Consider the following 15,661-nt stretch of genomic DNA (forward strand, 5'->3'; position numbering starts at 1 on the left):
CGAAATTTGCTTCATCAGGATGCTACATATTTATACTATGCCGGGGTCAAGTTCCTCTATGACAGACCCATCTGACGGTTCTGATTTCATCGCAGACGCTGAATGGCATAACGAATGGTGGGATACAGGCAATGGTTCGCTATCTGAGTTAGAGCAAACCGCTTCTCTAGACCCCAGATCAGACTTACTCAAAGTACTGCAGTCCATTGATGACGAGCGAGAAGACGGTACTGAGTGTCTCGTGTATCCCATTTACGGACCGACCGGAATCGGCAAAACAACGCTTCTTCAGCAATTCATCGCTGCAATCCTTGATTCAGACACCGTTGACTTCTCTCCCAGCCATCGTGATTTAGATATCGTCGGCTCCGTTGATTCACGCCAGATCCTCTATGTCCCTCTTGAGGATTCTCTCTACCATCTCGAACCTTCAAGCAGTGCTGTGGAAAAACTCGAAAACGTTATCGACTATTTCCGCTCTCACGTCGCTCCACGTCGAGGTCGTAAGTACATCATCCTCGACAATATCGGGGCTCTGCGACTCGATGAAGATGAACAGAGTGCTCTTCTAGACTTGGTCGATGATGATACCTATCTACTGCTGACCGGAATTGTAGAATCCCAGGTCGACTTGAGTGGGATCTCGGCTTCGAGCGAGCCCAAAATCAAGTATCCTCGTGCGATGCTACCGATGAAGTTCATCGACACCATCAAGCAAGGGGCATATGATGACTCTGCGTTACTCGAGACAGACCCTGATTTTGCTCTTCGTGTGGAGTCCGATCAAACGAGGAGTATGGACGGTGAGGCCCTGATAAAGGATGTCCGGAGTAATTTGTCTGAATCGGAAAACTTGGATGACGCGGTCGCGTCGTTGAATCAGCTTTACTTTGAAGCCTTCTCCGACGTTGAGCGAGATGGCCTGTATGAGGCCGCTCGTGAGTACCTGCAGAAAGGGGGAATCTTCCTACGTGCTACGGAAACCCCGGTCAAAAACGAACTCATTCGATCTCATCTCCTCCTGTATCTCTACAAGGAACTCGCAGAGTATGAATCGATTCAACGACCTGAGAATCTCCATCGAATCGCTTCATTAGCTGCGAGCCAAGCTGGGAATGAGCTTCGATATACCGACATCAGCGACCAGCTGGAAGTCGATCGGCGGACTGTCGATTCGTACCTGTCCGTGCTGGATGACGGACTCTCCGTTTCGGAATCCCACGACTTCTCACTTCAACGCCACCGCCGTACTCGACTCTATCTCCGGAATCCGCGCCACGTTGTACTTCTGTCCCAACGTCAGGAACACCACGGGTTCGAGACATACGAGAAGACGCGATCGCTCAATCACGAGTTCGAGTACAAGTTAGCTCGAACCGTCGCGTTCGACCATGCTAAGCGACTGGCATGGAGGGTTGGCGGCTCAGGTGATGAGGATCCCCAGGTTGAATACTTCGAGACTGAGGCGGGGACAGTCGACTACATCCTCCACAATGAGGATGGGGTAGTTGTCCCGTTCGTTCTCTCCTATCATCCACACGCAGGGAATGCCGATGAAATCGCAGTAGAATTCGATCCCACTGTCGGGAAGCATCCAGTACCCGGGGAAGAGGAGCTTCTCGATCTCGATTACGAAGCTCCCTACCGGTTCATCATTGCTGATAGCCTTCCAAAGGAAGTGACTCGAACCGGGTCACTCGTTGTGGAACGGGATGGCGTCGACCTCTGTTACATTCCTTACTGGCTGTTCCTCCTCATCTGCTAACCATGAGATGGACCATCCCAGAACTGAACGGGAATTTTTACAACGGCTGGCCAGAAAGACCGCGACATAGCCTCATGCGGATGGTCAAATATGATACGGAAGACGGATTTGACGCACGGCCATCCAACAAGAACAGTGGGATTGCGGTCCTCGATGCATGGCAGTTTGATCAATCCCTCCAGTCACGAACCTAATCATGTCTACGCAAACTACACGAGACGGAAATCGAGAACAGCTTCAGGAATTGCTACGGGATCTCTTCCAGTTCGACGCTGCCGATCTCGACTTTGGTATCTACCGCATATTGAACCAGCGTCGAGACCGTATTGAACAGTTCATCGAAGAAGATCTCCTCGACTCCGTCGATGAGAGTCTCGAGTCTCTGGCCGACGCGAAGCGCGCGGAGATCGAAGAGGAGCTCGAAGAGAAAGCCCCAGAACTGCGTCAGGACTGGGATGACGATATCTTCAATCCCGATGGGTCGCTGAAGGACCAGTACACAAACCTCGGACAGAAAGACCTCGAAGAGTACCAGGACCTCTATGAGACGCGGGAAGATGTCGCCGTCGCTGAGGAGACGGAATCCCGTATCTTCAACGACTTATACCGGTTCTTCTCTCGGTACTACGAGGACGGAGACTTTCACACCAAGCGCCGTATCTCCTCGAAGGACTCGAAGTACTACGTCCCGTACAACGGAGAGGAGACGTACTTCCACTGGGCGAACAACGACCAGTACTACGTCAAAACGGGCGAGCACTTCACCGATTACCGGTTCGAGGCCAACGAGTGGACCGTCGAGTTCCGTTTAGAGGAAGCGGATGTGCCGCAGGACAACGTTAAGGGGGACAGCCGATACTTTGTGCTCGGCCGTGGCGACCCGGTTTCGACGGACGCTGACGAGCAGACGGTGACAATTCGGTTCCAGTACCGACAGATCACCGAAGACGAGGCCGACGACTACGTCGAGGCGTACAACGAGGCGGCGGACGATGATCGTAGCTCCTTCGCGCACATGACGCCCAAGATGCGGTGTGACGCCCTCGAAGGACGCATCCTAGGCTACGTCGAGGACGCAGGTGCCGAACGTATCCTCAGTACTTCACAAAGCCGCTTAGTTAGAACGTCTGCTTGCTGAAGGTGTGTCTAAAACCAAACAAGCAGACGGTGAGATCCACGAGGACCAGCTTCTTAACTTTCTCGTCAACCGCCTTGACGAGGAAGTTTCGCTCTCGTTAGCCAATAACGCTGAAATCACTGCTGAAGACATCTATGAGGTCCTCGTCGGCGCTTGCGCCGACGGGACCTCTGTCTCTACGCTCTGTGCGTCGAGCCAGAACTCACCCGCTGGGAACACGGTCCTCTACCATCTTCGGACGAAGTTCGAGCCGGAACGGCTCGAACGAGTCGCTAACACGCTCCTGCGAAAGGATCTCGATGAATTGCTCCCCGAACAGGTGGAGGTCTGCGCAGACCTCCACCTGCGGCCCTACTACGGTGACGAAGACGACACAGACGGCCTCTATCACTCGGTAGCGAAGCGTGGAACCACTGCGTTCCACGCCTATGCCACACTCTACGCGCGTGTGAAGAACAAACGCTACACGCTGGCGGTACGCCGTCTCAAAGACGGCGATACCGCAAGTAGTGTCCTCGCTGAGTTCTTCGGTGTCCTTGACGGCCTTGACGCCGGGGTCAAGGCCGTCTACCTTGATCGCGGATTCTACGACAGTAAGTGTCTCACGCTGCTTCAGGCGCACAATTACGCGTACGTGATCCCGATCATCCGGTGGGGTGAGGCGATTCAGCAAGAGCTCTCGGAAGGATGGAGTCGCGTCATTCAGCATGATCTGACGGGGAAACTCGACGGTCACAGCTGGACCGTCGATTTTCCCGTCTACATCGACTGTACGTACCTAAATGGGAAGTATGACGAGAACGGTGTGGCGCGTCACGGCTACGCCGCTGACGCGCCGTTCATCGACTCACCACGGGACGCTCGATACCACTACTCGAAACGCTTCGGTATCGAGTCAAGCTATCGCTTGTTTGAGCAAGCGATAGCGACAACGACAACACGAGATCCAACGGTACGGCTGCTGTACGTGGTGGTGAGTCTCCTCTTACAGAACGTCTGGCGGTACCTTCACTACGAGTATGTGGCGACGCCCCGCCGAGGCGGGCGTCGCCTCTGGTGGTGGCCGTACAAGGAGTTCGTCAATATGATTCGACGAGCTGCGTGGACGGCCCTCGCGGTGCGTCGGGCCGTCCCCGCGAATCGGCCACCTGACGACCGATTCCACCGCTAACCACCGACCGAGCAAGCCAGCGGAGTGAGTGGCGACGCTGTCGCGTCGGCGGCTGACCGCCGCCGACAGCGACAGCTCTCCGTCGATCCGTCCGTAATTCTCTCGTCGAGACCGTCAGTACAACCGCTTCGACACAGAACTCAGGCCGCAGAAACAGCTAGCCGAGGATGCTTTGTGAGGTACTGATACTAACATCATATTGGCTAACTATCTGTATATGACGGTTAGAAACAAAAAGAGTCAACTGATGGATGCGCGCGCTCTATTCAGCACGGCCTGAAAAAGCTATCAGCAGCTGAGGATCTCAACAGAGCCGTTGTGGAGTGATATTCGTGTGTTGGTAGTGGCTGCCAACAGACTCGGGGGTTTCCGAGGTCTGAGTCTTAAAAGGACCTCCATCTTGCGAGTGTAAACCCGCGATTCAGAGGCTCTGTGTATTGTTTCCGGGAGGGGGTACACCCCATGTTTTCAGTGTGCGTCACTCGAAGACATCATCCCTGAGCTGCCGATCGAGCCACGGATCCCCTCCGTGCATTTCTCGGACGACCTCTTCGATCTCGTTTGTTATCGTGATTCCCGCGTAATTGCTTACTCTGAGTTCTGTCTCGGCCATTCTCCTCGTCATCTCCGCGTTCAAAAAATCAATTGTCACTTCGAGAGCTTCCGCGAGCTTGTCGTCGCCGTGTTCTCGGCGGAATACTTGGATGTCGTCTCGATCGGCGTCGAGAACTGCTTGGAAGGTTGCGGTGCCCTTGATCTCGTCTGTGTCAGTCATGTGATCGCATACGTTCTGAGGTCGGATTAGGAATTGGGTGCTGCGTGATACCGTGACGTGATCTCCGACTATCTGCCGTTCGCGAGTCGGTGATGTGTCCACGGGGCCTCCACCACGGGGCCACCCCCAACAGATCCAAGTATGGGTACAGAGTTGTTCCCATTGGAAACCATGCCAGAAACCACGAAGACAACAGTCGTTCAGGACAGTGATGGGTACTACAGAATCCGGATCCCCAAATCGCTTGGTGACGCAATGTCACTTGCAGGCGAAAAAGTAGAGTGGTCGGTCGACTCAGGAAAATCTCTCAAAATTACCCGGGTGGACGATGACTGACGTGGTGCGCGTCATCAGGCAAAGTCAAGGCACCGAGGACAGTATCTCACTCCAGCAGCAGCGGGAAAAAACACGGGCGCTGGCTGAGAATCTCGACGCGGACTTGATCGACACAGTAGATCTGAATAATCACTCGGGCTTTAGCCTGTTTAGAAAAGACCCAGGAGATGAGCGTCTGGATTCTCACCCTGAGGTGCAGAAGATGATTGAAGGGTTGCGCGCCGGGCAATGGGATTACCTGATCGCACACGACGATACCAGAATCGCACGAGATGAATTCTATTCCGTGATTCAGTACGCCGCGCTCCAAGGTGACTGCGAATTCCAATTCGTCTCTGATGTCCCGGATGATCGACTCACGTTCAGAATTCAGAGGATCGTAGAAACGGAAACGAAAGCTAAGGAAATCCAGAAATCAAAGGCAGCGGTAGAGCATCGACGGGAGCAGGGGTATCATCACGGATCCCCACCGTTCGGACTCAGATTCGACGCTAACGGTGAGTATCTGGTCAAGGACATGGACGAGTGGCCGACCGTTGAGCGTGTATTCACCCTACGGGAAGAGGGGCTGTCGTACCGAGACATCTCGGATAAAGTCAAGGTAATCTCAAAAAGTGGAGTAGGAAAAATCGTGCGCAAGAACCGGGAGATGTATTTGAAACGGATGGACTCAGATCACCCCGCTGTTTCTACTGCAGAATAGCCACTGACTGACGAGTTCCCTGCCGTAGTCACTGGTGGGACGTATCGTTCAAGTCACGGTTTAAGTAGCAATGTGCCACATGTTAGGATGTACGTGGCGACTCAGTCTAGTGGTTTCGAGACTCAACCCTCGGAACGATTTAAACACCGTTGCCTGCCACTCAAAGTAGATGACTCAGTCCAAATCTAACGATTCTGACGACAAAACGGTGTGGAATAGCGACATCACTATGAGCGACATCTCCACTGGTGAAGAAATTGAAGATGCTCTTGACGAAATTGTTGTTGACGTTGAAGAAGAGGAAGAGTCGCACCACCAAAAGACGATGAAGGTGGTCCAAAATTTTGGCGTGGACCGCTGGGTGTTCACCGAGGAACTCAACCCAGCACCGGGAGCCACCGCTGGTGAGATGACGCTATGATGGGCGGCTCTGAGCGAGTTTGGGTTGACGGCCATTCGTCTTTAGCTAAGACTCACACCTCGGTTGCGTAGCGGTAGCGAGCGTCTCTTGTAATATCGGTCGTTGCTGGTGAATCTTCTGTGCGTCTTCGATCAGCCGCTCCAACAGCGGCGGTGGCGAGTAGCCGAGATACTCGCCGAGTTCGTGGAGGATGAGCTGGGCGTGCGACCGGAAGGTCGCCGCCCAGCGCTCCGGCGGAAACACGATCTCGTCGCCAGCCTGCTCAGTGACCAGTTCCAACAGCTCACGGCTCACCAGCAGTGACAGCAACGCTGCGTACAGTAAGATCTTCACTACGTCCTCGTTGCTTGTGTCGAACTCGTCCAGGTCGTACTGTGTCTTCAACTCACGGAACAGCAACTCAACTTCCCACCGACACCGGTATATCTGCGCTAAGTCTGCCGGAAAGAACTCCTCTCTCGACAGATTTGTCACGTACAGATGGTAGTCGTCGGCGTCCTCGTTGCGGACGCCGACGACGCGGAACCGCTTCGTATCTAGCGACCGCGTCCCGTTGTACGGCCCACGCTTGAACTCGACTTCGACCTCCACATCGATGTACGTCCGCGAGAGGTCATCGAGAACCTCTCGGAGCTGCTTGCCCTCTAAGGGAATGGCGCGCCCGCGCCATTCCCGTAATTCAGCCGTAATCACCGGATTTGCGTTCTGTTTGAGTCGGCTCACGAAGTAGCCGCCGTTCTCGTCAATCCGCGCAAACCGGCGGTACTTGAAGTACGCTAAGTCGAACAACACGAGGCGGTTCTCAAGCCACGACCCTGTCTTGAACAGCGTGCTATCGTGTGTTTTCTCGTCGGTAACATCGATCCGTTCAATCGTTTGGTCAGTAGCATTGTGGAGCAGGTGGAGCTTCGCTCCAGCCTGCTCCTCGTGGCGGGCTTCGTACTTCTCGGAGAGAAACTCGTGTAACCGCAACACCGTTCCATCGGCGATTATCACGTCCCTGAATCGGTTGATATCAGCGTCAACAGCATCGGGAACAGCGACCTCGTCGAGACCATGCTCGACGAGGTCGCGGAGGTACTCCGCGAGCGTCGGCGTCAACCGCTGATAGAACCCACCCGGTGAGATCGACTCGTCAGCTGTCGAGTTGTAGCTGCGTCGAAACCCTGCGAGTGTTCGGCTTTCGCCTGCGGCGAAGCCGAACACGAATGCCCAGATGAAAGCGGGAATCTGGAGCTTGCGGTCGCGTTCGACCACGCCGAGTTCCTCGGCGTGCTCTTCGAGGAACTCGGAGGGAAACAGTGTAGTGAGCCGACGCATAATTCGAGATGAGGAAGTCTGGTTGTACACAGACTCGACTTCCTCATTCCTCTCGAAAAGAAGCCTCGATAAGCTACCGCAGTACAGCGATTCATCTCCTAACTAAAGACGGATGCCCCGAGTGTATCCCCTTACGTGTATCGTCCACAATATTGATCGAGTCATCTAACGATCAGTACAGGTGAAGGCGTTACCGGAGCAGTTGCCTATCTCTCGGACAGGCGTCAGAAACGGCCTGCTGAATATAGAGGGCGGAGTGAGCAAGCATCCTCGATTTATTTCTACCTAGTCTAATTGAATGATATGTCATGTGGCGTCGGGCGGAACTGTAAATCCAAAAAGGCAGTGCTACTGAAGCCACCGTCGTAGACCCAACCCCACAATAGCATTAACACTCAAGAAACATAGCCATATGAACCCAAATCGGTCAAACAGGTGCTTTCTGACAGTTATTGTGTCTCCTCCTATACCCTGTTGACCGGCGGAGAGAGCGTAGTACCCGTCTGTCCAAATCTCGTTCTCATAAGAGAGGTCTGATTCCGCGGGGAGTGAATTCTCTGGGTTATATAGATTCTCTGCTTGGACAGTAACAGTTTCTTCTTGATATGTCTCGGGCGGTAGGTTGTAATCAATGGTGAGCAGCGTCTCTTCATTTCCCCGCCATCCCACTTGTCGATTAATTGTAATTCGACCTCGCAAGTGCCGGTCTGATGGATTCTCTATCCGGAGGGAGATCTTTGTCGATCCTCCCTCAGAGATTTTATTATCATCAATTGTATGCTGGATATATAGAGGTCTTCCGTTGTTCAGAGAGTATTTCATATCGCTATCTGGATCATTTTTCAAATGATAATCTAACTCATAAGACTGGCTAACTGTCTGGCCCTCCGGCATAACCTGCATGATGGCAGATCCAGTGATAATGACCGCAATAAGCAGTGATAGACCGACTAGACCAGCGATTAGTTCTTCAGGACTAAGTTCCTCAGTAGCTTGGTTGGTAGAAGAGGAATTAGAGCGTCCACCAACCCCATGACCATGTATATCTTCATGACAGGATTTACAAACGGTGGTAAGATTACTGAATCGATGTGATCCCCCCTTCGATTTTGGCTTTTTATGATGAGCGTGGAGTTCGGTGTTTCCTCGTGAACCCCCTCTTGATCCACATTTTTGACAACGATAATTGTCGCGCTTGTATACTTTCTTACGGCGACTATTCCAGTCAGAGGGGTAGTCCTTTCCCATTCCTTATCATGTATTTTGACTTATAATATATGTATGTGTTCATTCGTCTTTAGCTAAGACTCACACCTCGGTTGCGTAGCGGTAGCGAGCGTCTCTTGTAATATCGGTCGTTGCTGGTGAATCTTCTGTGCGTCTTCGATCAGCCGCTCCAACAGCGGCGGTGGCGAGTAGCCGAGATACTCGCCGAGTTCGTGGAGGATGAGCTGGGCGTGCGACCGGAAGGTCGCCGCCCAGCGCTCCGGCGGAAACACGATCTCGTCGCCAGCCTGCTCAGTGACCAGTTCCAACAGCTCACGGCTCACCAGCAGTGACAGCAACGCTGCGTACAGTAAGATCTTCACTACGTCCTCGTTGCTTGTGTCGAACTCGTCCAGGTCGTACTGTGTCTTCAACTCACGGAACAGCAACTCAACTTCCCACCGACACCGGTATATCTGCGCTAAGTCTGCCGGAAAGAACTCCTCTCTCGACAGATTTGTCACGTACAGATGGTAGTCGTCGGCGTCCTCGTTGCGGACGCCGACGACGCGGAACCGCTTCGTATCTAGCGACCGCGTCCCGTTGTACGGCCCACGCTTGAACTCGACTTCGACCTCCACATCGATGTACGTCCGCGAGAGGTCATCGAGAACCTCTCGGAGCTGCTTGCCCTCTAAGGGAATGGCGCGCCCGCGCCATTCCCGTAATTCAGCCGTAATCACCGGATTTGCGTTCTGTTTGAGTCGGCTCACGAAGTAGCCGCCGTTCTCGTCAATCCGCGCAAACCGGCGGTACTTGAAGTACGCTAAGTCGAACAACACGAGGCGGTTCTCAAGCCACGACCCTGTCTTGAACAGCGTGCTATCGTGTGTTTTCTCGTCGGTAACATCGATCCGTTCAATCGTTTGGTCAGTAGCATTGTGGAGCAGGTGGAGCTTCGCTCCAGCCTGCTCCTCGTGGCGGGCTTCGTACTTCTCGGAGAGAAACTCGTGTAACCGCAACACCGTTCCATCGGCGATTATCACGTCCCTGAATCGGTTGATATCAGCGTCAACAGCATCGGGAACAGCGACCTCGTCGAGACCATGCTCGACGAGGTCGCGGAGGTACTCCGCGAGCGTCGGCGTCAACCGCTGATAGAACCCACCCGGTGAGATCGACTCGTCAGCTGTCGAGTTGTAGCTGCGTCGAAACCCTGCGAGTGTTCGGCTTTCGCCTGCGGCGAAGCCGAACACGAATGCCCAGATGAAAGCGGGAATCTGGAGCTTGCGGTCGCGTTCGACCACGCCGAGTTCCTCGGCGTGCTCTTCGAGGAACTCGGAGGGAAACAGTGTAGTGAGCCGACGCATAATTCGAGATGAGGAAGTCTGGTTGTACACAGACTCGACTTCCTCATTCCTCTCGAAAAGAAGCCTCGATAAGCTACCGCAGTACAGCGATTCATCTCCTAACTAAAGACGGATGAGGGACCACGTATCGGAACTTCACCATCAGTAATCTGTTCTTTTTGAAGAGTAAACAGAGCTACCGTATATCGTGGTTCAACGTTGTCAAAAACCCACTCACGTTCGTTTTTCAAGAAAGTCAGGTCTGTGACATTCCCTTTTTCAAGAATCTCATATCTCAATGTCTCCGCACCAGGGCTGATAAACGCGGCTCGGGGGAGAACAACACCAAGGTAACCAGAATCACTGATAAGTCTCCAAAAGCGCCAACTGAAGCCCTGATATAGATCTGGATCCCCACGACCCATATCAGGATACGGACCGTTGGTTAAAATCTGGCTTCGTTGCCGTTGTGCTCGTCGTTCTTCCTCCAGTTGTAGCGCCAGATCTGGTCTTTTAGTCTCAAGCTCTGTTATCTTCTCTTCACGTTCGTTTTTGTCCAGTCCACTCAGACCTGGGTAGTGTCTTCGCCAAAACTCGTCACGTTCGATCTTTGCTTGTTCCCAAGGCGGATTTCCAACGATCACATCGAATCCGCTGTCATCACCATCGAAGACTTCTGGAAATGATGCGGGGAAATGGAGAGGATTCGTAGACTCCAGAACGTCCTTTGCTCGTTCATAGCTCTCGTGATCTCTCACGTCGATGCCAGTGTCAGACACTGGGTCGGTATTTATCTCGTCATCTATACGGGACGCAGCTAAGATATCAAATCTCGCTCGAACTTGGCCAAGGTTCTTTTCTATTTCTACACGAGTTTTGCGTGCTTCTTGTACCTGTTCAGCACTGGCATCGGCGAAGCTCCCCAACTGTTCAATATCATCTCGAATATCGTTCATTATGCTCTGACCGCCAGCAAACATCCCTAATGATGACTGCTCGATATCAAGTATATCCGTCACTTCGTCGAGCGTTCCGATTCCAGCCAGCGAGTCGCCAGTCACGAGATTGTAATCAAGGAACGTTAACGGGAGACCGGGAACAAACGTATGTACCCAAATCGATAGCCGTGCAAGTTCGGTCGAAAGTGGGTTTATGTCAACTCCGTAGATACAGCGACGGGCAACTTGACGACGCAGGAGCTGTCCACGTTCGACCGGTGGTGCGTACTCTTCGTCTTCGAAGGCATCTAATGCCGCGTCTTCGAGGTTGTCGAGTTCGTCCTCGACGGGCGACAGCGGTTTCTCGGTCAGATACGCATAGAGTCGAGATTCGATGCGGTCGACAGCCCCGACAAGGAAGTGACCAGATCCCATCGCAATATCCGACACCCGAAGGTCGAAGAACGCATCCGCAGCGGCGTGTTCGCCCTCTTCCTCACGGAGCCAGTCGATACGTTCGAGATGGTCATCCAGTGCGGGTTCCAGTGAGTGATCAAGAAGATGCTCAACGAACCGAGATTTCGTATAGTACGTCCCCGTCGCTTTTCGCTCTCCGGACTGACCATGAAGATAGACCTCTCCTTCTTCAACAACTATGTCCTCGTGATCATCACCGAGTGTCTGTTGACCATCTATATCGACTGGGACATAGTGTCCTTCGTTGTCAATTGTAAGCGGCTGTTCGGCCAGCGACAACTCAGACTCCAGCAGACCCTCGTATACGACCCCGAAATCTCGGACACCGATATTCCTGAAGTCGACAGGCCCCTGATAGCCGTCCCCTGTTTCGTCGATCAGGAGGTTCGCCAATACAGGTCCGAAATCGGCATTATCAAGTCGAATATCCGCCAGCTTCGCACCGGCTTGAGAGATATCCGGATCTTCAGAGAGTAAGGTCCCCTCGTAAGCGGGAAGTCCTAACTCGTCGTGTCCGCGGTGGACGGCCCGCGAAAGATGCATCACGTCGTCCCAGTGGTCGTAGAATCCGGCGTCGAAGTCACCGTCGTCCTCAATGAAGTCGTGGAGGTCGTGCGCCTTCTGTTTGAGAGAATTCCGGTCGTACCGCTCGTTACGCCGTCGCGGGAGGAACTCTTCGTCTTCAGCGTAAGCGATGAACAGCAACCGGTAGAGGAGCACCAACGTCATCTCATAGGTCTCGTCCAACTGTTCCTTCGTCGGATCGTCGATATCACGTGCACGGGCGATCGCTTCCGCCAGATCTGGCACAACATCGTCGTAAATCCGTTCACGGAGTCGTTCTCCAAGAGCCGCTGCGTAGTCTTTCGATCGCTCCATAATGTCATGGAGCGTGCCGTCTTCTCGGAGTGCATTGGCGGAGAATAGCAGCCAGAGATATGCAGCCTTCTCGTCTGCAAGGAGACTCGTGTTCACCTCGACGTAGGTGTCTGTTCGACCGCGTGAGCCAAACCCTGCATCGGGATTTGTTGTGTACAGTCGTAACGTATCGCCACTGCTTCCGATGACGTATTCGAGATTGCGTTTGTCGGCTTCATTGAGCGCATAGGCCACTGGTGACTGACCTACAAAGCGTTCTTGCGTGTGGTCAAACGACTCGTCTTCTTGAAGGAACATCGCCACAGCTCGCTCGTGGCCATCGCTTGTGTCCTTCAGGACAGAGCTCTGATCGGTGAGGTGCTCGATCTCGTAGTTGAGCCCTTTGATCATCTCACGCGGGTCATCGTCAATTGCTTGTTGGGCGCGGTTGGTTGCGTCCTCCCAGTCGTCGCGTTCGGGGACACCGACTTTGAGCTCGTGCGTTGAGAGTAGACCTTGATTCCGAAGTCCAGTCAGTTCCTCGTCGAGCTGGGGAAGCATTTCAGTGAGGAACCGTTGGGCCGCGTGTCGGTTTGATTCGTCAAGAGCGGTATCACAGACACGATCTGCTTGTCCCCGGTCGACATCCCGATAGACGGGCGGCTCTTCCCCGCTGGGACCGCATAGCCCGGCATAATTGTCATAAAGCGCAACAACGAGAACGGGGTTTACTCGCCCACCACGCCGATCTGTGTACGTCTTCTGGAGAAAACCTTTGGTCGGTCGTTCATCGTGATCAACGACGACAACCTCCAATGCACTCGACCCATTTCCTTGGTAAAATTCAAAATTGTCTCCGTCCCGATCGTAGTTCCAGGGACGACCAGAGCGAGATTCGAGAAAGTCAGTGATCATAGCTGTTTATCATCAGTACGTATGTATATAATTTGCTTACAAATCACCAGAGGGAAGAACTCTCCAATCAAGCCGTCGCTTGTGGTGGCACTTCTATCAGATGAATAAATAATGTGCGATATACAGGGTGCCGATTATGTGTCTGATTTCGTGGACGCCCACCTTTCGATATCGGAGAATTATTAGTTGAGTCTCTGGGTCTGAGTACCTGTCTACGGTATTTCTACCTTCACGCCCGGAACACTTATAAGAAATTAGAACTAGCCTGCTAGCGTTCCTATCTCGAAAAACAAACAGGGAACAAAGAGGCTACAAATGAGCTCGCTCTCCACATCCGCGACGGCGCATAGCACTCAGCAAACACTGTATGATGTCACCATTTCTGAGCGGTTGCGCTCCTTTCCAAGTGGCATCATTCTCCGATATGAGGCAACAGAGATATTTAAAAAATTGGTCGTGTCGCAAAGTCCTCTAGAGTTCAGTAGTAACTGACTCCCGTGAAGGCGGGGTTGCCTCTGGTGTCCAAACCGAGGTACCCCATGCACGCCACAATCGACGTGCGGTTCGAACTGAGTATCGACGACGACAAAACGCTACCGCTCGCCACGCTTGCCGAGGCCGTCACTGACCAGAACCTCGAAGCAGTCCTTCTCGAATCGCTGGTCGAGAGCCTCGACGCCGCCAGCGTCGAGGCGCTCTGTGGTGAGAAACACGCACATGGCAACGGTGACCAGCGCTTCCAACGCGCCGGCACCGACACCCGCACAGCTGTCACAACTGCCGGAGAACACGAGTTCTCTCTCCACTACGTCGAAGATACAGCCGCTTCCCCAGACGAATCCAGCTACTTCCGGCCCGTCGAAGACGTTCTCGACTTCGACGGGCAGAACCGCTATCAGCAGGACATCGCCGCCAAAAGCGTCGATCTCGCTACCTCGCTCAGCTATCGAGACGCTGCCAATCACGGCGACAGCTTCGTCTCGATGCCGTCGCCGACCACCATCAACCGCCGTGCCAAGAAATACGGCCACAAGCTCAAACAGTTCCTTCCAGACTGTGTCGCTGGCACAGACGCTGACGCCGTCATTCCTGACGGGACAAAGTGCCACAGCCAAGACGACGACCGCTCGTCCCACTCCGTCCAAGCAACGCTCGGCGAAGACACCGCCGAAGAGTCACGCTCCCTGCTGGATCTGTCGGTCAACGCTGACTGGGACGAAACTGCCGCCGAACTCGATGATATCGGCGCAGTCACTGACGACGCGACGGTCGTCAGTGACGCTGATAGCGGCATCGTCACAGCCTTTACCGACGAAAACCGTGACCACCAGCTCGATCTCGTCCACGTCGGCCGAACGCTGGGTTACACCCTCTGGGACGATGGCGTCTTCTCCTTGGACCGTCGGAAGGAGATCGTTTCGGAGGTGATCGACGAGGTGTTCCATCTGAAGAACTCTGTGGCGAAGCATCGTCCAGCGGAGGAGTTCGCGGCGATCCGCTCGCGGATCGCGCGAACGAGAGAGCGATTAGAGAAGACAGCGTGGCAACTGGAGCAGTTCGGGTCAGCAAAGGCTGCAGGGTATCTTCGGCGGTGGCTGCCGTCGATTGTGACGTTCGCCGAGCACGCTGTCGAGGGGTTCGAGGTTCCGTGGACCTCGAACCCCGTCGAACGACTGATGGGCGAGGTCAGCAAGCGGTGCAAGAACCAGTGGATGCGCTGGACAGCAGAGGGATTGGAAGCGATACTCCAACTTCGGTTGGTGAAGTACGCCGACCCCGAGTACTACCAAGCGTTCCTCGACGAACTGCTCCAACGTTCGACCAAAACAGCAATCAACTGTGACCTCTCAATTGAGAGTACCAGCGGCAAAGTCTAGACCGCTTTGCAACACGACCAATTATTTGATCGTGGGCCATTGTCGCAACCGTCAGCGGCAGCAAGACATCTCGGGCACCACCGCTGAGACTCACCACAACTGAGCCCTTCGCAGTCTGAATACACTCACTGCATCCCATTACGGCTGTCTCGAAGTCATTATGTGGAATTCGCTGCACACTGACCGAAATCGTCGGCTCGATCTCTTGGAATAGTTGTTCCACATCTGCAACTGCTTCAGCTGCTCGGTCGTTATCTGTCTCCTTAGCTGGTCGTACTAGCACAACTGCATCATCGCTACCGATTCCGTGAGTAATCAGTGCTCGTGTTACACTGGTCGTGTTAAATCCGATTGGTGAGATATAGGTCTGCACTGCCAACCGCTACATACTGCCTACGTATAGTGTTGCACG

Annotated in this window: 12 protein-coding genes; 6 read left to right on the forward strand and 6 right to left on the reverse strand. The window is 53.6% G+C overall.

Annotated elements, in window-relative coordinates; all coding sequences use genetic code 11:
* Positions 1-58: 58 nt before the first annotated feature.
* From HLAC_RS17215 to HLAC_RS17225, 3 genes are all read left to right on the forward strand, one after another.
* On the forward strand, positions 59-1,765 hold the full coding sequence (locus HLAC_RS17215) for a DUF4143 domain-containing protein (protein ID WP_012660267.1): 1,707 nt from the start codon (positions 59-61) through the stop codon (positions 1,763-1,765).
* Between the two features lie 196 nt (positions 1,766-1,961).
* On the forward strand, positions 1,962-2,903 hold the full coding sequence (locus HLAC_RS19075) for a hypothetical protein (protein ID WP_012660268.1): 942 nt from the start codon (positions 1,962-1,964) through the stop codon (positions 2,901-2,903).
* Between the two features lie 4 nt (positions 2,904-2,907).
* The gene (locus HLAC_RS17225; protein WP_009486633.1) at positions 2,908-4,074 is read left to right on the forward strand and encodes an ISH3-like element ISHla1 family transposase; all 1,167 of its coding nucleotides are present in this window, start codon (positions 2,908-2,910) and stop codon (positions 4,072-4,074) included.
* Between the two features lie 478 nt (positions 4,075-4,552).
* On the opposite strand, the gene HLAC_RS17230 is transcribed toward HLAC_RS17225, so the two are convergent.
* A complete protein-coding gene (locus tag HLAC_RS17230; RefSeq protein WP_012660218.1) occupies positions 4,553-4,849 on the reverse strand; it encodes a DUF7437 domain-containing protein in 297 nt (98 codons plus the stop codon).
* Positions 4,850-5,177: 328 nt separating this feature from the next.
* Between HLAC_RS17230 and HLAC_RS17235 the strand changes: the two genes are divergently transcribed.
* Positions 5,178-5,888, forward strand: a complete 711-nt coding sequence (locus tag HLAC_RS17235) for a recombinase family protein (RefSeq protein WP_012660216.1) — start codon at positions 5,178-5,180, stop codon at positions 5,886-5,888.
* 169 nt (positions 5,889-6,057) lie between these two features.
* Positions 6,058-6,309: a hypothetical protein gene (locus HLAC_RS17240; RefSeq protein WP_012660215.1), complete on the forward strand. Its 252-nt coding sequence runs from the start codon at positions 6,058-6,060 to the stop codon at positions 6,307-6,309.
* A 45-nt stretch (positions 6,310-6,354) separates the two neighbouring features.
* On the opposite strand, the gene HLAC_RS17245 is transcribed toward HLAC_RS17240, so the two are convergent.
* The 4 genes from HLAC_RS17245 to HLAC_RS17255 form a co-directional block, all read right to left on the reverse strand.
* Positions 6,355-7,629, reverse strand: coding sequence for an IS4 family transposase (locus HLAC_RS17245; RefSeq protein WP_009488137.1), 1,275 nt, complete (start codon positions 7,627-7,629; stop codon positions 6,355-6,357).
* 348 nt (positions 7,630-7,977) lie between these two features.
* Entirely contained in the window at positions 7,978-8,877 is a 900-nt protein-coding gene (locus HLAC_RS18485; protein ID WP_012660269.1) for an HNH endonuclease, read from the reverse strand.
* A 53-nt stretch (positions 8,878-8,930) separates the two neighbouring features.
* Positions 8,931-10,205 (reverse strand): IS4 family transposase, encoded by a 1,275-nt coding sequence (locus tag HLAC_RS17250; RefSeq protein WP_009488137.1) that lies wholly within the window; start codon positions 10,203-10,205, stop codon positions 8,931-8,933.
* A 98-nt stretch (positions 10,206-10,303) separates the two neighbouring features.
* Positions 10,304-13,372: an Eco57I restriction-modification methylase domain-containing protein gene (locus HLAC_RS17255; protein ID WP_012660270.1), complete on the reverse strand. Its 3,069-nt coding sequence runs from the start codon at positions 13,370-13,372 to the stop codon at positions 10,304-10,306.
* 539 nt (positions 13,373-13,911) lie between these two features.
* Here HLAC_RS17255 and HLAC_RS17260 point away from each other — a divergent pair.
* Positions 13,912-15,249, forward strand: coding sequence for an ISH6-like element ISHla10 family transposase (locus tag HLAC_RS17260; RefSeq protein WP_012659191.1), 1,338 nt, complete (start codon positions 13,912-13,914; stop codon positions 15,247-15,249).
* Here the strand turns inward: HLAC_RS17260 and HLAC_RS20050 are convergent.
* On the reverse strand, positions 15,206-15,622 hold the full coding sequence (locus tag HLAC_RS20050; protein WP_394296236.1) for a hypothetical protein: 417 nt from the start codon (positions 15,620-15,622) through the stop codon (positions 15,206-15,208). The genes HLAC_RS17260 and HLAC_RS20050 overlap by 44 nt on opposite strands.
* Positions 15,623-15,661 lie beyond the last annotated feature (39 nt).

Origin of the sequence: Halorubrum lacusprofundi ATCC 49239 (assembly GCF_000022205.1) — an archaeon.
Lineage (GTDB): Archaea > Halobacteriota > Halobacteria > Halobacteriales > Haloferacaceae > Halorubrum > Halorubrum lacusprofundi.